21 protein-coding genes and 1 tRNA gene are annotated in these 22,562 nt (G+C 71.2%); 13 read left to right on the plus strand and 9 right to left on the minus strand.

Going from position 1 to position 22,562, the window contains the following annotated elements; genetic code table 11:
* Positions 1 to 3 precede the first annotated feature (3 nt).
* Positions 4 to 744 (minus strand): zinc ribbon domain-containing protein, encoded by a 741-nt coding sequence (locus tag GA707_RS08815; protein WP_152178052.1) that lies wholly within the window; start codon positions 742 to 744, stop codon positions 4 to 6.
* Positions 745 to 897: 153 nt separating this feature from the next.
* Between GA707_RS08815 and GA707_RS08820 the strand changes: the two genes are divergently transcribed.
* Genes GA707_RS08820 through GA707_RS08830 form a run of 3 tightly spaced genes read left to right on the plus strand, consistent with a single transcriptional unit; the run spans position 898 to position 4,207 of the window.
* Positions 898 to 1,863, plus strand: a complete 966-nt coding sequence (locus GA707_RS08820; protein WP_152178053.1) for an ABC transporter ATP-binding protein — start codon at positions 898 to 900, stop codon at positions 1,861 to 1,863.
* Between the two features lie 11 nt (positions 1,864 to 1,874).
* Positions 1,875 to 3,050 carry an ABC transporter permease gene (locus GA707_RS08825; RefSeq protein WP_226963650.1) on the plus strand — a complete coding sequence of 392 codons (1,176 nt, stop codon included), beginning with the start codon at positions 1,875 to 1,877 and terminating at the stop codon, positions 3,048 to 3,050.
* Entirely contained in the window at positions 3,047 to 4,207 is a 1,161-nt protein-coding gene (locus GA707_RS08830; RefSeq protein WP_152178054.1) for an ABC transporter permease, read from the plus strand. Before GA707_RS08825 ends, GA707_RS08830 begins: the two co-directional genes overlap by 4 nt.
* 9 nt (positions 4,208 to 4,216) lie before the next feature.
* Here GA707_RS08830 and GA707_RS08835 read toward each other — a convergent pair whose 3' ends face one another.
* From GA707_RS08835 to GA707_RS08860, 6 genes are all read right to left on the minus strand, one after another.
* Entirely contained in the window at positions 4,217 to 5,050 is an 834-nt protein-coding gene (locus GA707_RS08835) for a Nif3-like dinuclear metal center hexameric protein (protein ID WP_152178055.1), read from the minus strand.
* A gap of 1 nt (position 5,051) precedes the next feature.
* A tRNA-Val gene (locus tag GA707_RS08840) sits at positions 5,052 to 5,124 on the minus strand.
* 28 nt (positions 5,125 to 5,152) lie between these two features.
* Positions 5,153 to 5,632, minus strand: a complete 480-nt coding sequence (locus GA707_RS08845; protein ID WP_152178056.1) for a peroxiredoxin — start codon at positions 5,630 to 5,632, stop codon at positions 5,153 to 5,155.
* Between the two features lie 85 nt (positions 5,633 to 5,717).
* Positions 5,718 to 6,140: a DUF3052 domain-containing protein gene (locus tag GA707_RS08850; protein WP_226963651.1), complete on the minus strand. Its 423-nt coding sequence runs from the start codon at positions 6,138 to 6,140 to the stop codon at positions 5,718 to 5,720.
* The gene (locus tag GA707_RS08855) at positions 6,137 to 7,753 is read right to left on the minus strand and encodes a PH domain-containing protein (RefSeq protein ID WP_152178057.1); all 1,617 of its coding nucleotides are present in this window, start codon (positions 7,751 to 7,753) and stop codon (positions 6,137 to 6,139) included. Before GA707_RS08855 ends, GA707_RS08850 begins: the two co-directional genes overlap by 4 nt.
* Entirely contained in the window at positions 7,750 to 8,505 is a 756-nt protein-coding gene (locus GA707_RS08860; protein ID WP_370460022.1) for a PH domain-containing protein, read from the minus strand. Before GA707_RS08860 ends, GA707_RS08855 begins: the two co-directional genes overlap by 4 nt.
* 120 nt (positions 8,506 to 8,625) lie before the next feature.
* On the opposite strand from GA707_RS08860, the gene fdhD reads away from it, so the two are divergent.
* Both fdhD and aceE read left to right on the plus strand, forming a co-directional pair.
* Positions 8,626 to 9,486, plus strand: a complete 861-nt coding sequence (gene fdhD, locus GA707_RS08865; protein WP_152178058.1) for a formate dehydrogenase accessory sulfurtransferase FdhD — start codon at positions 8,626 to 8,628, stop codon at positions 9,484 to 9,486.
* 314 nt (positions 9,487 to 9,800) lie between these two features.
* Entirely contained in the window at positions 9,801 to 12,584 is a 2,784-nt protein-coding gene (aceE, locus tag GA707_RS08870; RefSeq protein ID WP_152178059.1) for a pyruvate dehydrogenase (acetyl-transferring), homodimeric type, read from the plus strand.
* A 62-nt stretch (positions 12,585 to 12,646) separates the two neighbouring features.
* On the opposite strand, the gene GA707_RS08875 is transcribed toward aceE, so the two are convergent.
* Entirely contained in the window at positions 12,647 to 13,687 is a 1,041-nt protein-coding gene (locus tag GA707_RS08875; RefSeq protein WP_152178060.1) for a glycerophosphodiester phosphodiesterase family protein, read from the minus strand.
* A 64-nt stretch (positions 13,688 to 13,751) separates the two neighbouring features.
* On the opposite strand from GA707_RS08875, the gene argG reads away from it, so the two are divergent.
* From argG to GA707_RS08905, 6 genes are all read left to right on the plus strand, one after another.
* On the plus strand, positions 13,752 to 15,188 hold the full coding sequence (gene argG / locus GA707_RS08880) for an argininosuccinate synthase (protein WP_152178061.1): 1,437 nt from the start codon (positions 13,752 to 13,754) through the stop codon (positions 15,186 to 15,188).
* 159 nt (positions 15,189 to 15,347) lie between these two features.
* A complete protein-coding gene (locus GA707_RS08885) occupies positions 15,348 to 15,656 on the plus strand; it encodes a hypothetical protein (protein ID WP_152178062.1) in 309 nt (102 codons plus the stop codon).
* A 50-nt stretch (positions 15,657 to 15,706) separates the two neighbouring features.
* Positions 15,707 to 16,900, plus strand: a complete 1,194-nt coding sequence (locus GA707_RS08890; protein WP_152178063.1) for a CdaR family transcriptional regulator — start codon at positions 15,707 to 15,709, stop codon at positions 16,898 to 16,900.
* A 104-nt stretch (positions 16,901 to 17,004) separates the two neighbouring features.
* Positions 17,005 to 18,183, plus strand: coding sequence for an acyltransferase domain-containing protein (locus tag GA707_RS08895; RefSeq protein ID WP_152178064.1), 1,179 nt, complete (start codon positions 17,005 to 17,007; stop codon positions 18,181 to 18,183).
* 9 nt (positions 18,184 to 18,192) lie between these two features.
* Positions 18,193 to 19,263 (plus strand): beta-ketoacyl-ACP synthase III, encoded by a 1,071-nt coding sequence (locus GA707_RS08900; RefSeq protein WP_152178065.1) that lies wholly within the window; start codon positions 18,193 to 18,195, stop codon positions 19,261 to 19,263.
* Positions 19,264 to 19,369: 106 nt separating this feature from the next.
* Positions 19,370 to 19,618 (plus strand): acyl carrier protein, encoded by a 249-nt coding sequence (locus GA707_RS08905; RefSeq protein WP_152178066.1) that lies wholly within the window; start codon positions 19,370 to 19,372, stop codon positions 19,616 to 19,618.
* A gap of 10 nt (positions 19,619 to 19,628) precedes the next feature.
* On the opposite strand, the gene GA707_RS21215 is transcribed toward GA707_RS08905, so the two are convergent.
* Complete coding sequence (locus GA707_RS21215; protein WP_226963652.1) at positions 19,629 to 19,844, minus strand: hypothetical protein; 216 nt, start codon at positions 19,842 to 19,844, stop codon at positions 19,629 to 19,631.
* A 5-nt stretch (positions 19,845 to 19,849) separates the two neighbouring features.
* On the opposite strand from GA707_RS21215, the gene fabF reads away from it, so the two are divergent.
* Positions 19,850 to 21,097, plus strand: coding sequence for a beta-ketoacyl-ACP synthase II (gene fabF / locus GA707_RS08910; RefSeq protein WP_226963653.1), 1,248 nt, complete (start codon positions 19,850 to 19,852; stop codon positions 21,095 to 21,097).
* Positions 21,097 to 22,545 (plus strand): acyl-CoA carboxylase subunit beta, encoded by a 1,449-nt coding sequence (locus tag GA707_RS08915; RefSeq protein ID WP_152178068.1) that lies wholly within the window; start codon positions 21,097 to 21,099, stop codon positions 22,543 to 22,545. The genes fabF and GA707_RS08915 overlap by 1 nt, the downstream gene beginning before the upstream one ends.
* Positions 22,546 to 22,562: the final 17 nt, after the last annotated feature.

Genomic DNA, 22,562 nt, shown 5'->3' on the forward strand with positions numbered 1-22,562 from the left:
GACTCAGAGCCCCGACTCCGGGGTGCGGACGAGGATCCGGCGGCACTCCTCGCAGCGGAGCACCTCGTCTTCGGCCGCAGCCTTGATCCGGCCGAGATCGACGGCATTGAGCTCGAGCTGGCACCCTCCGCAGCGGCGCTGCCGCAGCGCCGCAGCACCCGTGCCCCCGCTCTGGGTACGGATCCGGTCGTACAGGGTGACGAGCTCGGTGCCCACCTCTGCGGCGACGGCCGTGCGCGGCGCGGCGACCTCTGCGGCTTCGGCGTCGAGCCGGGCGAGAGCCTCGTCGCGGGACGCCTCGAGCTCGCGGATCTGGGTGGCCACCCGCTCGACCCCGGCCTCGAGCTCCGAGAGGTCGGACTCGATCGCCTCGGCGCGTTCCATGACCTCGAGCTCGACGTCCTCGAGCTCGCGCTGGCGCCGGGCCAGGGACTCGAGCTCGTGCTGGAGCGCCTGCAGGTCCTTCGCGGTGCCCGTGCCGGACGCGAGTCTTGCCTCGTCTCGGGCCGCGCGGTCCCTGACCTGCTGCACGTCTGCCTCCGACTTGCGCAGCTCGCGCTGGACGTCGTCGTGCGCGGTCCGGACGCGTACGTGCTCCGCGCCGACGACCTCGGCGTTGCGGCGAAGGTCCTCGAGCTCGGCGAGCTGGGGAAGGTGGGTGCGGGCGTGCTCGATCTGGTCGAGCCGGGTGTCGATCGCCTGCAGGTCGAGCAGCCGCTGCTGCTGGTCGGGGGATGCCTTCACGGTGGGTCGTGCTCTCCTCGTGACGAGTGTCCGGTGGGCGTCGCCTGAGGGACGCATCGCTCCGACCCTACCTCCGGCCCCCGCGTCCCAGGCGTCCCGTCCCGCGCATACGATCGATACGCCGATCGTCACCCCGCGACCACAGGACGACTCATGAGCCAGCCCGCAGCGGTCCGTAGCGCTCCCGACGTGCTCGTCGTCGACGGGGTGGTGCGCCGGTTCGGCGACCTGACGGCCGTGGACGGGGTGTCGTTCCACATCGCCCCCGGTGAGACCTACGGGCTGCTCGGGCCGAACGGAGCGGGCAAGACGACGACGATCTCGATCATCGCCGGCCTCCTCGCAGCCGATGCCGGTGAGGTGACCGTCGCCGGCGAGCGCATGGGACCCCAGGCCGTCGCCCCCAAACGTCACATCGGACTGGTCCCTCAGGACCTCGCGATCTACCCCGAGCTGAGCGCCCGGGAGAACCTCGCGTTCTTCGGACGGCTGCAGGGTATGCGCGGGTCGGCTCTGAGCGACCGGGTCGCCGAGGTGCTCGAGCTGCTCGGACTGTCCGACCGCGCCAAGGGACCCACCAAGGAGTTCTCCGGTGGGATGAAGCGACGGCTCAACATCGGGATCGGCCTGCTGCACCATCCGCGGCTGCTCATCCTCGACGAACCCACGGTCGGGGTCGACCCCCAGTCGCGCAACGCGATCCTCGAGTCGGTCGAGGCGCTGTCGGTCGAAGGGATGGCGGTCCTCTACACGACGCACTACATGGAGGAGGCCGAACGGCTCTGCGACCGCATCGGCATCATCGACTCGGGGACGCTGCAGGCCGAGGGAACCCGCGATGACCTCCTCCGGCTCACCGCCGAGGCGGACACCGTGCGACTCTCCGGCTCCGCCATCGGACCAGAGGTGTCCGCCGCGCTGCGGGCCCTCCCCCACGTCGAGCGCGTCGACGCCGGCCCGCACGAGCTGACCCTGCTCGTCCACGATGCGCCCGCTCGGGTCGCGGAGGTCGTCACCACCGCGTCGGCGGCCGGAATGGCCTTGACCGGGGTCGAGATCTCTCGTCCCGACCTGGAGTCGGTCTTCCTGCACCTGACCGGCCGCGCACTTCGGGACTGAGGAGGGCCGAGATGTCGCACCTGCTGACGATGACCCTCTCCGACCTGCGTCAGCGGATCCGGGACAAGTCGGTCCTGTTGTTCGCCTTCGTCGTCCCGCTCGCCCTCATGGGGGTGTTCAACCTGATCTTCGGAACCTCGCAGGACCTCGACCTGCAACCGGTCACGGTCGCGGTCTCGACGCCGGCCGACGACCCTCTCGCCTCGGTCGTACCTGACGTGCTGGACGGCCTCGACGAGACCGACGGCGGGGTCGCCGTCACGGTGCTGGAGCTGCCGTCCGACGAGGTGTCCGAGGCGGTCGACGACGGGCGTGCCGCCCTCGGGATCGAGGTTCCCGCCGGGTTCGGCGCTGCCGTGTCCGAGGGCGAGGACGTCGCGGTGACGGTGAGCGAGGGCGAGAGCTCGGTCGAGACGGCCATCGCGCTCTCGGTCGTCGACGGGGCGCTGGCTCGGCTGCACGCGCAGTCCGTCACCGTGGGTGCGGCGGCGGCTGCCGGGGTGCCGCCGGACGAGCTCGAGGCGGTCGCGGCCGAGGTCGCCTCCGGCGGCCCTGCCTTCACCGTGGTCCCCGGCGAGGCGGCGACCCAGCAGCTGAGCCCCGCCGCCGCGCTCGTCGCCGGCCAGACCGGGCTCTTCCTGCTCTTCACCGTGAGCTTCGGTGTCCTGGGCCTGATCGAGGAGCGGCAGAACGGCACGCTGGCACGGTTGCGGTCCATGCCGATGGCATCCTGGCTCATCGTCGCGGCCAAGGCCCTGGTGAGCTTCGTCCTGGGTATCGTCGCGACGACCGTGCTGCTCACCGTGGGGGGTGCCATGTTCGACGTCGACTTCGGTTCGCCCGTGCCGGTCGGAGTCATCGTCGTCTCCGTCGTGCTCGCCGCCACGTCGGTGATGTTCCTCGTCGTGCGGGTCGCGCGCACCGCCGAGCAGGCCAGCGTCGCGGCGTCCATCGTGGCCCTCGTCCTCGGGATCGGCGGCGGGGCCTTCACGCCGATCTCCGCGTCGGGCGCCCTGGGCACCCTGCTCGACCTCAACCCCATCGCGGCCTTCATGCGCGGCCTCGGGATCACGTCGGGCGGTGGAGGGCTCACCGACATCACGGTGCCCGTCATGATCATGCTCGGCTTCGCCGTGGTGATGGTCGTGCTCTCCCGAGTCATCCCTGATCGGGGGGTGGTGTCATGAGCACCGTGCTCGCCATCGCCGGCACCGAGCTGCGCCGGTTCCTCCGCGACCGGTCGAACATCTTCTTCGCGCTCATCCTGCCGCTGCTCCTCGTCCTGATGATCGGCCTGCAGTTCGGCGAGGACGCCTCCGCGCGTCGCGCCCTGGTGGTCGGAACCGAGTCCCCGCTGCGTGCCGACCTGATCACGGGACTGCAGGAGGCGGACGTGCGCGTCGCCGTCCGGGATCGGGAGAGTGCGCTCGAGCAGCTGGCCCGGGGGCGGGCCGACATCGTGCTGGTCGTCGACGACGAGGCGGCCGCCGCATACGGGTCGGGCGACGTGGGCGTCGAAGCCGTCCTCGGTTCCCAGGCGACCGCCCCGCTCGTCCAGCGCCAGGTGACCTCCGTCCTCTCCGGGCTGCAGACCCGTGAAGGACAGGTCACCGCGCTGACCTCGCGAGGGGTGGATCGTGCCCTGGCCGAGGCGACCTTGGACGACGTCACCGCCTCGAGCTCCGCGCCCACACTCGTCGTGCGCAACCTCGACGAGCGCGAGCAGCAGTTCTCCGGAATGGGCCAGTTCGACTTCGGCGCGTCCGGGCAGCTGTTGCTGTTCACGTTCCTGTCGTCGCTCACCGGCGCGGCGACACTGATCCAGGCACGTCGGCTCGGCGTGGTCTCCCGCACCCTCGCCGCACCGGTCTCGGCGTTCCAGCTCATCGCCGGCCAGGTCCTCGGCCGCTTCGCGATCGCGTTCTTCCAGGGCGCCTACATCATGGCGGCCTCGTCGCTGCTCTTCGGCGTCGACTGGGGTGACCTGTCCGCGTCGCTCGTCGTGTTGCTGATGTTCTCCCTTGTCTCAGCGGGGGCGGCGATGGTCGTCGGATCGCTGCTCGACAGCGAGGGTGCGGCCGCCGGGGTGGGGATCGGCCTCGGCCTCGTGCTCGCCGCCCTCGGCGGATCGATGTCGCCCCTGGAGTTCTTCCCCGAGACCATGCGCGCGGTCGCCAACCTCACCCCGCACGCCTGGGCCTATGAAGCCTTCGCCGACATCCTGCGCCGTGGCGCCGGACTCGGGGACGTCCTGTCCGAGCTCGGCGTGCTGGCCGGCATGGCCATCGCCCTCATCCTGCTCGGTTCGTGGCTGCTGCGCCGCAGCGTGGCCCGGGCGATGTGAACAGCGGCCTCACGAGGGACGGACGACGAAGGTCCACGGGTCGGTGACTACCCCGCTGACCTCGACCTCGACCCGGTCGCCGAGCTCCTCGCGCAGGAGCTGCGCGGCACGCGGCAGCCAGACCGCCTCGCTCGCCCAGTGGCCGGCGTCGATGAGATAGGGCGGCCCGCCTCGCGACTCCTCCCGCGCCTCGAGCGCGGGGTGGTGCCGCAGGTCGGCGGTGACATAGGCGTCGGCCCCGCTGGTTCGGACGGCGTCGAACAGGTCGTCACCGGAGCCTCCGAGGACGGCCACGCGGCGGATGGTCGCGTCGGGCGGCCCGGCGACGCGGATGCCGACCGGCGCGGCGGGCACGGCGGCCGCGACGACGCGGGCGAACTCGCCCAGCGTCATCGGTTCGGTGAGGTGTCCGACCCGTCCGAGCGGCCGGTCCTCGATGATGACCAGAGGCTCGAGGTCGTGCACTCCGCATGCTTCGGCGAGCGCCACGCACACCCCGTCGGCCGCGACGTCGGCGTTGGTGTGCGCCACGTACAGGGCGATGTCGCCCACGACGAGGTTGGTCACCGAGGCGCCCTTGGCCGAGGTCACCGCGACGCTGTGGACCCCTCGGAGGAGCAGGGGATGGTGGGTCACGAGCAGGTCGGCGCCCGCGGACCGCGCCTCCTCGATGACGGCGAGCGTCGGGTCGAGCGCCAGGTGGATGCGGCGGACCGGCTGGTCCGGGTCACCGGTCACGAGCCCGACGCGGTCCCACGACTGGGCACTGTCGGAGGGGTATGCGCGCTCGAGGACGGCGATCACCTCGCCGAGGGCCGGGGCATCGTCGGACGGCTCGCTCATGTGGGCCCGGCCGGGATCGAACCGACGACCTACGCGGTGTAAACGCGGTGCTCTACCAGCTGAGCTACAGGCCCTTCGTGCCCGGCCATTGTGCCACTGGGCTCAGGCGGCGCCGCGCAGCCGGGTGAGGGCCGCGCGGTACTCACCGAAGTCGCGCCCCTCGCCCGGCGGGTTGTGCAGCGTCCAGCGGATGACGCCGTCGGTGTCGATGAGGAAGGTCCCGCGGGTCGCGTTGCCGCCGGCCTCGTGGAAGACGCCGTATGCGCGGGAGACCTCCCCGTGCGGCCAGAAGTCGGACAGGAGCGGGAAGAAGTAGGCCTCGAGGTCGGCCCAGCCACGCAGCGAGAACACCGGGTCGCACGAGATCGCGAGCACCTGGACGTCGTCTCCGACGAAGGCGCCGAGGTCGTCCCGGATGGCATGCAGCTCACCGGTGCAGATGCCGGAGAAGGCGAACGGGTAGAAGACGAGGAGCACGTTCTTGGACCCGCGAAAGGCGGAGAGGGTGGTCTCGACGCCGTTCTGGTCCGGGAGGGTGAAGTCGGGCGCGGTCGCGCCGACCTCGAGAGGGGAGTCCGTCATGGGGCCAACCCTATGCGCTGGTCGCGGCCCACCCCATTCGCGGCCGGAGGCGCGGCGGCTGCCCTCGGTCCACGTGACGGCGCCGTCAGCGCCGCGACTTCGGCGCCACGATCCGCGTCGCGGACCACTCGGGCGCCGCGTTGACCGTGCCCGAGGTGTGCAGGCCGGCCGTCGAGGCGGCCTCCTCCACGTCGGCCATGTCGATCTCCCCCAGCCGGCCCGCCTTCGGCGTGAGGAGCACGATGAAGCCGCCGTCGTCGAGGTTGGTCAGGGCGTCGACGAGCGTGTCGACGAGGTCTCCGTCGTCGTCCCGCCACCAGATCAGCGCCGCGTCGGCGACGTCACCGTAGTCCTCGTCGACGAGCTCGCTGCCGGTCGTGTCCTCGATGCTGAAGCGCAGGTCGTCATCGACGTCGAAGTCGTACCCGAACTCCTGGACGACGTGCCCCGCGGCGAAGCCCAGCTTCTCGCCACCCGTGCCGGATCCCACATGGGGAGGCGCGTTCACAGCTGCACAGATCCTTCCGTCGTGGCCTCGACCCGAGTGTCGTGACCGGCTGGCCTCGGATCCAACCGTAGTGGTCCCGGCAGCTTCGTGCGGGCCGAAGCGGACCGAGAGCTCTGTTCGGCCAGGAGACGGTGGGCCTCGGGCACGTCGAGGTGCGGCACGGCGCCCGAGACCGGTCCGGCGGTCAGGTCGGTGTGGACGGACGCGATGCCGCGGGCCCGGTCGAGCGGACCCTGCTCGATCCGCATCGACTGCACCCTCGCATGCGGCACGAGGCTGACCACGCGGGCCAACCATCCGCGGCGGAGGACCAGGGCGGTGTCCGTGACCGCATACCCGTTGCGGCGCCACGAGAACGGCTGGAACACCCGTGAGCGGCGGCTCGACGTCGTGAAGCCGGGCTCGTTCCCCGTCCCGCGCATCCCGGCGAGGAGCGCCGAGCGGTCCAGGCCCGGCAGCATGACCGCCGCGAGGTCGACCACATCGTCCTCGGTGCCGACGGGGAACGCGGTCGTCTGAGACTCGGTGTTCTCACCGACGACACCGGCGATCGTCACCTTCATCCGCCACCAGTCCGGCCAGCGCCAGAACACGCCCTGCGAGATCTCCACGGCCTGGATCCGCGCCAGCGGCACGGTGTTCGAGCGCTGGTCGGTCAGGCCGTGCGTGATGCGGAGGCGGTCGGTCTCGATGTCGACCGAGAAGTTGGCGTCGGTGAGGAACCGCCGCACCTGCGGGACGACGGCCCCGACGAAGATCGCGAAGAGGACCGGAAGGACCCCGACCGAGCCGAAGATCGCCCCGGCGAGCGTGGCCGGCACTGCGACGACGACGAACACCGTCGTGGGGTGGTACAGCAGCGACAGGACGACCCGGTTGAGCGGCACACTCATCGTCCGCAGCACCTGTCGGCCGCGCGTCGAGGCGACCCGACCGCGCAGCTCTCCCTGCAGCCGGGAGGTCGGGTATGCGCCGCTCGCCTCTCCCGCCGCCGCTCCGAGGGGCGTCGGGTGAGTCTGCAACGATGCCGGGCCGGGCGGGTCGACCGGGTCGGCCACACCGTGCCCCCGCTCCTCGGCGTCGACGAGCGACAGCACCGAGTCGCGGACCTCGAGCGCGCGCGGAAGGGTCAGGTAGGCGAGCTCCACGTGGGAGTCGGACCCTCCGGCGGACTGCACCACGACCTGGGCCAGCCCGAACAGCCGGGCGAGCAGCGGGCGGCTGATGTCGACGGACTGGATGCGGTCGTAGCGGACCTGGCGGTGCTGTTTGAAGAGCAGCCCCCAGCGGTACTCCAGCGTCCGGTCGCCGACCCGGAACCGGGACACCCGCCAGGCCAGCCATCCGTACAGGACGACGAGGGCGACCAGCGTGAGGAACGCGATCAGGGCGAGCCAGAAGTTACCGAAGGTCGGGTCCTCCGGCGCCTCGGGGCCGTAGCGGATGCCGATCAGACTCTCGAAGCGTTGCGAGATGAAGTAGCCGCCGACGGCCAGCACCATGACGCCACCTCGCAGGAAGGGTGAGATGGGGTGCAGCCGGCGCCAGTCGACCTCAGCGGTGCCGCCGCGCGGGTCGCTCATCCGCTGCCCGCTCCCGGGCACCTCGCTCACAGGCCGGCCCGTTGCGCCTCGCCGCGCACCATGAGGCGTTCGCGCATCCGCTCGGCGGTCTCGATGGGCAGCCCCGGGATCGTCGCGCTGGTCGACGGGGACGCTGTGAAGATCTGCAGGGTGGCCATCCCGAGCTTCCTCTCGAGGGGGCCGGACTGCATGTCGACGTACTGCAGGCGCCCGAACGGCACGCTGGAGACCTGCCGGAACAGGCGGCCCTTGCGGACGACGAGATCCTCGCTCAGCTCGATGTAGCTCATCGCCGACACCTGACGGCGGATCAGCCACAGGCCCCAGACGATGACCAGGGCCAGCGCTCCCGCACCGACCCACAGCCAGCCGGAGATGAGCGCCCCTCCCACCACGAGGGCGGCTGTCAGGGGGACCAGCCAGGCCAGCAGGGTGATGGTGCGGGCGGTGACGAGCCGACGCGAGACCGGTTGCCACTCCAGACCGCCGGTGTCGAACAGCTCGACGCGGCCGAGGTCGGCGTCCACCACCGGCGTCCTCGGCGCCTCCGGCAGCGGGGACACCCCGACGACCGGCGCCCCGGTCCCGGGGGTGACGACCGCAGGCTCGGTGTGGGTCGGCTCGGTGTGGGTCCGGTCGGTGTGAGTCGGCTCGGTGCTCGTCGGGTCGGTGCTCGTCGGGTCGGTGCTCGTCGGGTCCGCGTCAGTGCTTTCGGTGTCAGTGGGTTCGGCGTCGGTCGGCCCCCCGGCGTCCGAGGGAGTGCTCGATGGTGTCGCTGTCACGGGTACAACTATGCGCGACGACCGCAGTCCCGGGCGACCCGCCCGGGCCGCCGGGTCGGTCGGCCGGCCCTGCGCCGGCGGGACGCGAGAGACCTGGTGCGCCTCGCATACAGTCTGTGCATGGGACGGGTGACGGCACGCGTGCGCGCGACGCGGCTGGACTCCTCCGCGCCTGCACCCCGGCTGGACCGGATCGAGACCGTCGCCGTCGAGGAGCCGCTCCAGATCCGCGTCGAGCACGGCCCCGCGCAGGCCCGGCGGCGCGAGGACGTCGCCGTGACGATGCGCACCCCGGGTGACGACTTCGACCTCGCGCTGGGACATCTGATCACCGAAGGCGTGCTCGACGATGCGACCGCCGTCGCGGGCATGATGCACTGCACCGACGTCGACGCGGACGGGTCGCCCACCTTCAACGTCGTCGACGTCACCCTGCGCGCCGGAGCCGTTCTCGCCGCCAGGCCCCGGCAGCGGACCGAGGTCGTCACGAGCGCGTGCGGCATCTGTGGGACGGACGAGATCGCCGCGATCGCCGCCGCGAGCCGGTATGCCGTGGACCAGGACGCCCTGCGGGTCGACCCCGAGGTCGTGGCGGGCCTGCCCGACGCACTGCGCGAGCGGCAGAAGGGCTTCAGCCGCACGGGTGGGATGCACGCGGCCGGGATCGCGACCGGGGACGGCGAGCTCCTCGCAGTGCGCGAGGACGTCGGCCGGCACAACGCGGCCGACAAGGTCATCGGCTGGGCGGCCCGCGAGGGTCTGCTGCCGCTGCGGGGGCACGTTCTCGTCGTCTCGGCCCGGGCGAGTTTCGAGCTGGTCCAGAAGGCGGTGATGGCGGGGGCGCCGATGCTCGTGGCGGTGTCGGCCCCGACGTCGCTCGCCGTCGACCTCGCCGCCGCGGAGGGGCTGACGCTCGTGGCCTTCACCCGCGCTCCCCGGTGCACCGTCTACACGCGGGCGGAGCGCCTCGCCGGACGGTAGCGGTCCGGCCCCCGCCGACGCGGCCGCGACCCTTGCTCCCCTACGCGCGGGATCCTCCGCCGATCACCGGCAATGTCCCGTGATCGGAGGAGCACCTGTCGCCGAGGTGAGGACGTGTCTCGGGAGCGGACAAGGGTCGTACCGCGCAGCCGGTGAGTCGGACGACAGGCGGGACGACCGCATACCTGCGGACGGGGGTAGGTTGGACTCGACTGTGAGCCCGGCCACGCGTGCGGAAGGATGGGGCCGCGAGACCTCTTCCACTCCACGGCGCGTGGTCGCCGGACGTGACACCCAAACGAAGGGAAGACGACGTGACGCGAGCCGAGGACCTCGGTCCGATCCTCAACGGCATCCCCGCCCACCTGCCCGACATCGACCCCGCCGAGACCCAGGAGTGGCTCGACTCGCTCGACGGCGTGATCTCCAACGTCGGTCGGCAGCGGGCGCGCTACGTCATGCTCCGCCTCCTCGAACGGGCTCGCGAACTCCAGGTCGGTGTCCCCTCGCTGACGACCACCGACTACGTCAACACGATCAGCCCGGAGCAGGAGCCGTGGTTCCCCGGCGACGAGGACGTCGAGCGCCGCTTCCGTGCCTACCTGCGGTGGAACGCGGCGATGATCGTGCACCGGGCGCAGCGTCCCGAGATCTCGGTCGGCGGTCACATCTCGACGTACGCCTCGGCGGCGACGCTCTACGAGGTCGGGTTCAACCACTTCTTCCGGGGCCGGGACCACGAGGGCGGCGGCGACCAGATCTTCTTCCAGGGCCACGCCTCGCCGGGGATGTACGCCCGCGCCTACCTCGAGGGCCGGCTCTCCGAGGAGCGCCTCGACGGCTTCCGTCAGGAGAAGTCGCACATCGTCGACGGAAAGCCGCTGGCGCTGCCCTCCTACCCGCACCCGCGCCTGATGCCGGACTTCTGGGAGTTCCCGACGGTGTCGATGGGTCTCGGGCCGATGAACGCCATCTACCAGGCGCAGTTCAACAAGTACCTCCACAACCGCGGCATCAAGGACACCTCCGGCCAGCGCGTCTGGGCCTTCCTCGGTGACGGCGAGATGGACGAGCCCGAGTCGCGCGGGTGCCTGCAGATCGCGGCCCAGGAGGAGCTGGACAACCTCACCTTCGTCGTCAACTGCAACCTGCAGCGTCTCGACGGTCCGGTCCGGGGCAACGGCAAGATCATCCAGGAGCTCGAGGCGTTCTTCCGCGGTGCAGGGTGGAACGTCATCAAGGTCGTCTGGGGCCGGGGCTGGGACCCGCTGCTCGCCGCCGACAAGGACGGTGCGCTCGTCCACCTCATGAACACCACGAGTGACGGCGACTACCAGACCTTCCGTGCCAACGACGGCAAGTACGTCCGCGACTTCTTCTTCGCCCGCGACCCGCGGACGATCAAGATGGTCAAGGACTGGAGCGACGAGGACATCTGGTGGAAGCTCAAGCGCGGCGGCCACGACTACCACAAGGTCTACGCGGCCTACCGCTCGGCGATGCACCACACCGGCCAGCCCACGGTCATCCTCGTCAAGACGATCAAGGGCTACGGCCTCGGCACGAGCTTCGCGGGCCGCAACGCGACCCACCAGATGAAGAAGCTCACCCTCGACAACCTCAAGGACCTCCGCGACAGCCTCCACATCCCGATCGACGACGCGGCGCTGGAGAAGGACCCCTACCAGGCGCCGTACTACCACCCGGGTGAGAAGGACGAGGTCATCGAGTACGCCCTGGACCGCCGCCGCCAGCTCGGCGGCCCCATCCCGCAGCGCCGTTCCACGCACATCCCGATCTCGCTCCCCGAGGACTCGGCATACGCTCAGCTCAAGAAGGGCTCGGGCAAGCAGCAGGTCGCGACGACGATGGCGTTCGTCCGCCTCCTCAAGGACCTCATGCGCGACAAGGAGTTCGGCCGCCGGATCGTGCCGATCATCCCGGACGAGGCCCGCACCTTCGGGATGGACAGCTTCTTCCCGACCATCAAGATCTACAACCCGCACGGTCAGCGCTACACCTCGGTGGATGCCGAGCTGATGCTCGCCTACAAGGAGTCCGAGCAGGGCCAGATCCTCCACCTCGGCATCAACGAGGCGGGGTCGGTCGCGGCCTTCACCGCGGCCGGGTCGTCGTACTCCACCCACCAGGAGCCGATGATCCCGATCTACATCTTCTACTCGATGTTCGGGTTCCAGCGCACCGGCGACGGGATCTGGGCGGCGGCCGACCAGATGACCCGTGGTTTCCTCATCGGGGCGACCGCTGGGCGGACCACACTGACCGGGGAGGGTCTGCAGCACGCGGACGGCCACTCCCCGCTGCTCGCGGCGACGAATCCCGCGGTCGTGGCCTACGACCCCGCGTTCGGCTTCGAGATCGCGCACATCGTCCAGGACGGCCTGCACCGGATGTACGGCACCGACGACTCGCTGACCGACGACCAGCGCAACGTCATCTACTACCTCACGGTCTACAACGAGCCGATGCAGCAGCCGGCCGAGCCGGAGGACGTCGACCGGGACGGCATCCTCAAGGGCATGTACCTTTACGCTCCCGGCTCGACCGAGGGGGTCGGAGAGGACGCGCCGCGTGTCCAGCTGCTCGCCTCCGGTGTCGGGGTCCCGTGGGCGCTTGAGGCCCAGGAGATGCTCCTCAAGGACTGGCACGTGGTCGCCGACGTCTGGTCGGTGACGTCGTGGAGCGAGCTGCGGCGCGAGGCGATGGACGCCGACCGGCAGAACTTCCTCGAGCCAGGCGACAGCCCGCGGGTGCCCTACGTCACCCAACGGCTCCAGGACACCCGTGGCCCGGTCGTGGCGGTCTCGGACTACATGCGCCAGGTCCAGGACCAGATCGCCCAATGGGTCCCCGGCGACTACGCCTCCCTCGGCGCCGACGGCTTCGGCTTCTCCGACACCCGCCCGGCCGCTCGGCGGTTCTTCCACATCGACGGTCCGTCGGTCGCGGTGCGGGCGCTGCAGGTGCTCGCCGACCGCGGCGAGGTGGAGCAGTCGGTGCCGGCCGAGGCCGCCCGGCGCTACCGCCTGAACGACGTCACCGCCGGCACGTCCGGCAATGCCGGAGGCGACGCGTAGCACCAGGTCGCTCCGGTCACGATGGTGCGGTGCCGATCGCTCGGCACCGCACCATCGTCGGGTCAGGTCCGCGAGGCGAGGTATGCGTCGCGCACCTCGACCGCGAGAGCCGGCTGGTCACAGAACACCGCATCGACGCCCGCCTCGAAGAAGGCGGTCAGCTCGGCCGCGTAGTCCCCGAGGGCGGCGGGATCGGTGCCGGCGCGGAGCTCGGCGGGGAGGAAGTGGTTCTCCGCCCGGAAGGTCCAGGGCGTCACCTCGAGGCCCACCGCGTGAGCGTCGGCGACCAGGGAGGTCGGCTCGGCGAGCCGGTCCTCGCGCGTTCGGCCGATGACGAGGTGCTTGCTCGGCCCGATCGCGTCGACGGTGCCGGCGAGCCGTTCCAGGGACGGCGGTTCGAGGAGATCGGCGAAGGTGCGGGGATCCCCCGTCAGGACGTGGTCGAGCGGCCGTCCATCGTCCTCGACGAGGAACACGAGAGTCCCGGCCCAGCCGAGCTCGTGCCGGAGCCGGACCAGGTTGCCCATCTCGAAGGACTCGATCCGCACGAGGGCGCCCGCGTCGGAGAGGCCGGCGCGGTCGAGCGCCGCGAGCAACGCTGCCTCGGGGTCGTGGCCCAAGGCGTGGAACAGGCTCGAGTGCTTGATCTCGGGGATCACGCCGAGCTCCCACCCCCGTTCGGCGCTGGCCTGCGCCCGCAGGGCGAGGACCTCGTCGACCGTCGGGATACCCCAGTCACGGCAGCCCTCGAGAGTGTGCGGGCGCAGCGCGGGCATCGGCTCGCGGGCCCGCAGGGTGCGCAGCTCCTCGAGGGTGAAGTCGGTCGTGAACCACCCCTCCTCGACCACTCCGGCGAACTCGACCCTGCGCCGGCGGTCGGCGAACTCCGGATGCGACGCGACATCCGTCGAGCCGCTGAGGTTGGGTTCGTGCCGGTCGACGAGGTGTCCGTCCTTGGTACAGACGAGGTCGAACTCGACGTACTCCACCCCGCTCGAGGCGGCCCGCGCATACGACCCGATCGTGTTCTCCGGGACCTCTCCCGGCGCCCCGCGGTGCCCGTAGACGTGCGGCCGCGCTCGGGTCCAGGGATCGGAGTCCACACCGGCACATTAGCGATCCCGCGTGATTGCACGACTATGCAGGGCTCTGCATATACTTGCATTCGTGTCCAAAGTCCTCACCTCTTTGCCCGCCGGCGAGCGCGTCGGCATCGCCTTCTCCGGAGGTCTCGACACCTCCGTCGCCGTCGCGTGGATGCGTGAGAAGGGCGCGGTCCCCTTCACCTACACGGCCGACATCGGCCAGTACGACGAGCCCGACATCAGCGGGGTCCCGGAGCGTGCGATGCAGTACGGCGCCGAGGCGGCCCGGATCGTCGACTGCCGTTCCGCCCTCGTCGAGGAGGGGCTCGTCGCGCTGAGCAGCGGCGCCTTCCACATCCGCTCCGGCGGACGGGTGTACTTCAACACCACCCCGCTCGGACGAGCGGTGACCGGGACGCTCCTCGTGCGCGCGATGCACGAGGACGGCGTGGACATCTGGGGCGACGGGTCGACGTTCAAGGGCAACGACATCGAGCGGTTCTACCGCTACGGCCTCATCGCGAACCCGCGGCTGCGGATCTACAAGCCGTGGCTCGACGTCGACTTCGTCACCGAGCTCGGCGGCCGGCACGAGATGAGCGAGTGGCTCACCGCGCGCGACCTGCCCTATCGCGACGCGCAGGAGAAGGCCTACTCGACCGACGCCAACATCTGGGGCGCCACCCACGAGGCCAAGACCCTCGAGCACCTCGACGTCAGCCTCGAGATCGTCGAGCCGATCATGGGCGTGCGGTTCTGGGACCCGGGGGTCGACATCGCGACCGAGGACGTCACCCTGCGGTTCGAGCGCGGACGGCCCGTGGCGATCAACGGCACGACGTTCGAGGACCCCGTGGCCCTCGTCCACGAGGCCAACGCGATCGGTGGCCGGCACGGGCTCGGCATGTCGGACCAGATCGAGAACCGGATCATCGAGGCCAAGTCCAGGGGGATCTACGAGGCGCCCGGCATGGCGCTGCTGTGGATCGGCTACGAGCGGCTGCTCAACGCCATCCACAACGAGGACACCATCGCCAACTACCACGCCGAAGGACGCCGGCTCGGCCGGCTCCTCTACGAGGGTCGGTGGCTCGACCCCCAGGCCCTGATGATGCGCGAGTCCATCCAGCGCTGGATCGCCTCGGTCGTCACCGGCGAGGTGACGCTTCGGCTGCGGCGCGGCGAGGACTACTCGATCCTCGACACGACCGGTCCTGCCTTCTCGTACCACCCGGAGAAGCTGTCCATGGAGCGCACCGAGGGAGCCGCGTTCGGCCCGTCCGACCGGATCGGCCAGCTCACCATGCGCAACCTCGACATCGCCGACACGCGCGACAAGCTCGAGCTGTACGCCACCCAGCCCCTCGACGAGGGTCAGGTCCTCGTCGAGAACGGCATCCTCCTCGGCGCGCTGCCGCCCGGTGGCCGCGAGGAGATCACCGCCAACCCGGCCGCGGAGGACGTCGACCAGATCGACGACGCCCTCGACCGCGCGGCCATGGAGTTCGGGACCGACTGAACCTCCCCGCCCTCGTCATCCGGTGTTTCCCCGGCCGCTTCCGTCGAGAGCGCACGACCCGCCGCGGAGCGCGCGCCACGGCCAGGGCGGGTCCTGCCCTCTCGGCCGGCCCCTCGTCGGACGTTCCGCGGGAGCCGCGGCGGGCATACAGTGGCAGGTATGTCGACCCAGCGAACGCCTGAGGATCCGCACGAGGGCTCGGAGGACGATCCCCGCCGCGAGCTGGACCCGGCCGACGAGGCGCCGGTGGCGCCGCCGGGCCGATACGAGCCGGCCGCGGGCGGCGACGTCGTCGCCGCCCCGAGACGTGAGCCCACGGTCATGGACCGACTGGAGTCCGCGAGCGGGCCGCTCGCCGTCATCGCGTTCTTCGTCATCGGCTTCGGAACCGGCATGTGGTACGTCGCGTGGGTGGTCTTCCTCATCCCCGCGGCCCTGCACGCCTGGAACAAGCCGTCGAAGAAGTGACCCCCGCCCTCGGCGAACCGTTGTGGAGGGCATACAACTAGCCTGATGCCATGGCAGCCTCCCGGATCCGCGTCTCGGCTCGGTCCCGCGAGGCGATCGCCCGGCGCGCGGGCGACCTGGCGACGACGGCAACCCGCGAGGTCGAGACCACGCACGAGTGGTACCGCGGACTCTCCGCCGAGGACCGCTCCTGGGTCGGCCTCATCGCCCAGTCCGGCATCGCCGCCTTCCTCTCCTGGCTGGGCAGCAAGGGCGAGACCCGCCCGGTGACCGCCGACGTGTTCGGCACCGCGCCGCAGGAGCTGACCCGATCGATCAGCCTCAAGCAGACCCTCGACCTGGTGCGCACCGTCGTCGCGGTCGTCGAGCGGGAGGTCGACGGGATCGTCGACCCGCGGGACGAGCGGGCGATCCATGAGGCGGTCCTCGTGTACTCCCGGGAGATCGCCTTCGCGGCGGCCGAGGTGTATGCGGCGGCCGCCGAGGTTCGCGGCGCCTGGGATGCCCGGCTCGAGAGCCTCGTGGTCGACTCGGTCCTGCGTGGCGAGGCCGACGATGCGATCCGCAGTCGGGCCACCGCGCTCGGCTGGGGATCGGCGACGGATGTGGCGGTCATCGTCGGCACCACTCCCCCGCGTGCCGGTGCCGGGCTCGGCGTGGTCGACATCGTCCACCGGCAGACCAACCGGCTCGGACTCGCCGCGCTCGTCGCCGTACAGGGTCCTCGGCTGATCGCGATCCTCGCCCACGTCGAGGACGACCTCACGGTCGCCCGGTCGCTGCTCGCCGTGTTCGGCGAGGGACCTGTGGTGGTCGGGCCCGTCGTCCCCCACCTGTTCGCCGCGGGACGCTCGGCCCGGGCCGCGATCTCGGGCCACACGGCAGCCCCGGCCTGGCCGGACGTGCCGCGGCCGGCACGGGCGGACGACCTGCTGGCCGAGCGCGCCCTGATCGGCGACCTCCCGGCCCGGGCCGCGCTCGGCGACCGCATCGTGCGGCCCCTGCTCGAGACCAGCGGCGGCCACCTCTACGAGACGGCCACCGCATACCTCGACACCGGCGGCAACCTCGAGGCCACGGCGCGAGGGCTGTTCGTCCACGCGAACACGGTCCGTTACCGGCTCGGCCGGATCGTCGACGTCACCGGCTACGACCTCGGCGACCCGCACGACGCGTTCACCGTGCGCATCGCCCTCGCGCTCTCTCGACTGCCGCGCGGGGCGCGCGCCCCGGCCGGGCTCTGAGCGGCACCGGCAGCGACGGTTTGTGGGAACCCTCCAACTCGCGTCCCCGATGTTCGTGCCGTTCGGTCACGGCACGGTCACGGCGGAGCCGCCAACCTGGAATGGTGCTCGTCATCGTCTGCCCAGGCCAGGGCTCACAGAAACCCGGCTTCCTCACCCCGTGGCTCGACATCCCCGGTGTGCGGGAGCGCGCCGAGTGGCTCTCCGCCGTCGCCGGCCTCGACCTCGTCGCCCACGGAACCACCTCGGACGAGGCGACCATCAAGGACACCGCCGTCGCCCAGCCACTCCTCGTCATGGCGGGCCTGGTGTCGATGCTCACCCTCTTCGAGCACCCTGGGGACGGCTTTCGGCGGGTGGCCGCCGGAGCCGGGCACTCCGTCGGTGAGATCACCGCTGCCAGTGCGGCGGGCGTGATCTCCGCCGAGCAGGCCATGGTGTTCGTCCGCGAGCGCGGCAAGGCGATGGCCGCCGCGAGCGCCGTGCGCCCGACCGGCATGAGCGCGGTCCTCGGCGGCGACCCCGACGAGGTGGCGGACACCCTGACCGCCCACGGACTGACGCCCGCCAACAACAACGGTGCCGGCCAGATCGTGGCCGCGGGCACGATGGAGCAGCTGAGCACACTCGCCGAGGCGCCCCCCGCCAAGGCCCGGGTCATCCCCCTGCAGGTCGCCGGCGCCTTCCACACCGAGCACATGGCCCCCGCCGTCAGCGTGCTGTCCGGCTTCGCCAAGGCGATGTCCACCCACGACGCGCGGGTGCCGCTGGTGTCCAACGCCGACGGCAAGGTCGTGCACGGCGGCCGCGAAGTGCTCTCCCGCCTCGTCTCCCAGGTGAGCAACCCGGTGCGCTGGGACCTGTGCATGGAGACGCTGCGCGAGCTCGGCACGACGGCCATCATCGAGGTGCCGCCGGCCGGAACCCTGACCAACCTCGCCAAGCGGGCCCTGCCGGGCGTCGAGACGGTCGCACTCCGCACGCCCGACGACCTCGAGAAGGCGCACCGGCTCGTGGCCGAGCACGGCGAGGAGCGCCAGGACGCCGTCGAGCCCACGTGGCGCCTCGTCATCTCGCCCGCCAAGGGCACGCTGTCGCACAACGACGCGGCGCTCGGCTCCGTCGTCGCCGCCGGCGACGTCGTCGCGACGGTGTCGTCGCTGCGCGACACCTACGAGGTCACCGCCCCCCACGGTGGCTCGATCGTCGAGTGGCTCGCCGAGGACGGCGACCCGGTCGCACCCGGCCAGCCGGTCCTGCGACTCCACCCCGAAGGGAACTGAACCACAGCCATGTCTCTGCTTCGCAGGAAGAGCCACTCCCCGACGTCGGCCGACGACTCCGGCGCCCCGCACCCCAAGGGCACCGGGTCGATCTCGACCGTGTCCGGCGCCCGGCACGCGGGCATCCTCGGCATCGGCGCGTACCGCCCGCGACGGGTCGTCGACAACCACGAGATCTGCCAGGTCCTCGACAGCAACGACGAGTGGATCCGCGAGCGCTCCGGCATCATCACCCGGCACTTCGCCGGCGACGGCGAGAGCGTGGTCGACATGTCCGAGGCGGCCGCCCGCGACGCCATCGCGATGGCGGGCATCGACCCGGAGCAGATCGGCTGCATCATCGTGGCGACGGTCTCGCACCCCTACCAGACGCCTGCGGCGGCACCGCTAGTCGCCATCCGGATCGGAGCCGACACCGCCGCCGCGTTCGACATCTCCGCCGCCTGCGCCGGCTACTGCCACGGCATCACGCTCGCCAGCGACATGGTCCGGTCCGGAACGGCCGAGTATGCGCTGGTCATCGGCGTCGAGCGGCTCTCGGACTTCACCGACCCGACCGACCGCGGAACGGCGTTCATCTTCGCCGACGGCGCCGGTGCGGCCGTGATCGGACCCACCGAGAGCGAGGGCATCGGGCCGACCATCTGGGGCTCGGACGGCAACAACTGGGACGCCATCGCCCAGCGCGACAGCTGGATCGACGTCCGGGACCAGGATCTCGGCTGGCCCGCCATCGTGATGCAGGGCCAGACCGTGTTCCGCTGGGCCGTCTGGGGAATGGCCCCGGTCGCTCAGCGAGCCCTGGACGCCGCAGGCGTCACGGTGGCCGACCTCGACGCGTTCATCCCCCACCAGGCCAACATGCGCATCATCGACGCCATGGCCAAGCAGCTGAAGCTGCCCGCCGACGTGGCGATCGCCCGCGACATCGAGACGTCGGGCAACACCTCCGCCGCCTCTGTCCCCCTCGCCACCGAGCGTCTCCTCCGCGAGGGTCTCGCCCCCCGGGGTGGCCTGGCGCTCCAGCTCGGCTTCGGCGCCGGGCTGTCCTACGCCGCGCAGGTCATCCGACTCCCCTAGATCCCCCGCCGGCCCGCGGGTTCTCGGGCCGAGTACGACCCCGACCAGGTCCACCCGGACCGTCGACCGAGCAACACCCCACCACAACCATCAAGGAGTGACACCCATGGCTATGAGTGAGCAGGAGATCCTCGCCGGACTGGCCGAGATCGTCAACGAGGAGACCGGCCTCGACGCCGAGTCCGTCCAGATGGACAAGTCCTTCACCGACGACCTCGACATCGACTCGCTGTCGATGATGACCATCGTCGTCAACGCGGAGGACAAGTTCGGTGTCCGCATCCCCGACGAGGAGGTCAAGAACCTCTCGACCGTCGGCGACGCCGTCACCTACATCTCCGCCAACCAGAGCTGACGCGGGAGCCCTACCCGGGGCCGGTGATCCGGCCGGCCTCGGGGCCGCGGGCCGAGCCGCGCTGAGCCCGAGCACCCGGCCCGCGCCATGCCTCGACCAGGGCGCGAGCGGCGCACGAGCCGACCAGCGCATACCGGATCCGGCGGGCGGAACGGCGACCGAGCCGCACCCGAACGACCACCGGCCACCCCTCACCACTCGACCCACCACCCCTCGCGAGGAGCACACAACGTGAGTACCCCGAAGCGCGTCGTCGTCACCGGCATGGGCACCACCACGCCGGTCGGCGGCACGGTCCCCGAGACCTGGCAGGCGATCCTCGCCGGCCGGTCCGGCGCTCGTCCGATGACCTTCGACTGGGTCACCGAGTACAACCTGCCGGTCACCTTCGGCGCCCTGATCCACACCGACCCATCCGAGGTCCTGACCAAGGTCGAGGTGCGCCGCCAGGACCCCAACGGCCAGTACGCCCTCATCGCGGCGCGCGAGGCCTGGGCCGACGCCGGCGCGCCCGACGTCGAGGCCGAGCGACTCGCCGTCGTGGTCGGCACCGGCATCGGCGGGGTGTGGACCCTGCTGAACCAGTGGGACATCCTCAAGGAGAGCAAGACGACCCGCAAGATCTTCCCGTTGTCGGTCCCTATGCTCATGCCGAACTCCGCGACCGCCGCGGTCTCGCTCGACCTCGGCGCCCGCGCGGGTGCCCACACAGCGGTCTCGGCCTGCGCCTCGGGCGCTGAGTCGATCGGGCTGGGGATGGAGATGATCAAGTCCGGCCGAGCCGATGTCGTCGTCGCCGGCGGCACCGAGGCCGCCGTGCACCCGATCTGCTTCGCCGGCTTCACGCAGATGCAGGCGCTCTCCACCCGCAACGACGAGCCTGAGCGTGCGTCTCGTCCGTACGACACCGGCCGCGACGGCTTCGTCCTCGGAGAGGGCGCCGGCATCGTCGTCCTCGAGTCCGAGGAGCACGCCAAGGCGCGCGGCGCAAAGGTGTATGCGGAGGTCGCCTCGGTCGGTATGTCCGCCGACGCACACCACATCGCCGCCCCTGAGCCGGAGGGCGCCGGCGCATCCCGGGCGATGGTGGAGGCCGTCGAGCGCGCGGGACTGAGCGCTTCCGACATCGTCCACGTCAACGCGCACGCGACCTCGACCCCGGTCGGTGACATCGCCGAGTCCAACGCGATCCGGCGGGCCTTCGGCGAGACGGCCGACGGAATGTGCGTGAGCGCGACCAAGTCGATGACCGGGCACCTGCTCGGTGCGGCCGGAGCCCTCGAGACCATTCTCACCATCCTGGCGCTCACCGAGCGCACCGCCCCGGCGACCATCAACATCGACGACCGGGACCCCGAGATCTACCTCGACGTCGTGCACGGCGAGCACCGCCGGCTCCCCGACGGAGACATCGCGGCGCTGAACAACAGCTTCGGTTTCGGCGGTCACAACGTCGCCCTCGTCGTGAAGAGCGCCTGATGGCGCGCCAGCCGAACGAGGCGTCGGCGGCCGCGTCAGCGGCGACCCGACCCAAGGTCGACAAGGCGAACGACCCGCGCAACCCGCGGACCCGGCTCGCCGCGTTCTTCGACGAGGGCTCGCTGGAGCTCATCACCCCCGAGGACGACTCAGGCTTCCTGGCCGCAACCGGGACGGCCGACGGGGCGCCCGTCGTCGCGTTCTGCTCGGATGCCACGATCCAGGGCGGGGCGATGGGCATCGAGGGATGCAAGGTCATCCTCACGGCCTACGAGCGGGCGCTGGCCGACGGCATCCCGGTCGTGGGCATCTGGCACTCCGGTGGGGCCCGCCTCGCCGAGGGCGTGGCCTCACTGCACGCCGTCGGCGAGGTGTTCGCGATCATGACCCGCGCCTCGGGCGTGGTGCCGCAGATCTCGATCGTCATCGGCGCGGCGGCCGGTGGGGCGGCCTATGGGCCGGCCCTGACGGACATCGTCATCCTCGCTCCCGAAGGACGCATCTTCGTCACGGGACCGGACGTCGTCCGCTCCGTCACGGGTGAGTCGGTGGACGCACTGCGCCTCGGTGGTCCGGAGCCGCACGGTCGGCGTTCCGGCGTCGTGCACGTGCTCGCCGACTCCACCGACGACGCCTACGCGCGCGGTCGGATCCTCTGCGACCTCCTCGTGAACCAGGGAGCGTTCGACGCCGACGGCGTCGTGGACTCGGACCTGTCCGCGCAGTTCCCCGAGTCGAGCAAGCGGGCCTACGACGTGCATCCGGTCATCGAGGACCTCCTCGACGACGGTGCGCCGACGCAGGAGCTGCACCCGAAGTGGGCACCGAACATCGTCACACAGCTGGGCCGGTTCGGCGGCCGGACCGTCGGGGTCATCGCGAACAACCCGATGCGGCTCGGCGGGTGCCTGGACTCCCCCTCGGCGGAGAAGGCGGCGCGGTTCGTGCGGATGTGCGATGCGTTCGGGGTGCCGCTCGTCGTCCTCGTCGACGTCCCCGGTTACCTGCCGGGCGTCGGCCAGGAGTGGGACGGCGTGGTCCGCCGAGGCGCCAAGCTGCTGCACGCCTTCGCCGAGGCGGTGGTCCCTCGGGTGACTCTCGTGACCCGCAAGACCTATGGGGGTGCGTACATCGCGATGAACGCTCGCGCCCTCGGAGCGACGCGCGTCTTTGCATGGCCGACCGCGCACGTGGCCGTGATGGGCTCGGTCGCCGCGATCCGGGTGCTGCACCGCAGGCGGCTCGCGGAGGTGGACGATGCGGACCGCCCGGCCGTCGAGCAGCAGCTCGCCGACGAGCACGACAAGCTCTCCGGGGGTCTGCCGCGGGCGGTCGAGATGGGAGTCGTCGACGAGATCGTCGAGCCCACCGCGACGCGCTCGGCCCTCGTGCGGGCCCTCGCCGCGGCCCCGCAGCGACGCGGACAGCACGGGAACATCCCGCTCTGAGGCGGGCAGCTGACGGT

This window comes from Nostocoides sp. F2B08 (genome assembly GCF_009184895.1).
GTDB lineage: Bacteria > Actinomycetota > Actinomycetes > Actinomycetales > Dermatophilaceae > F2B08.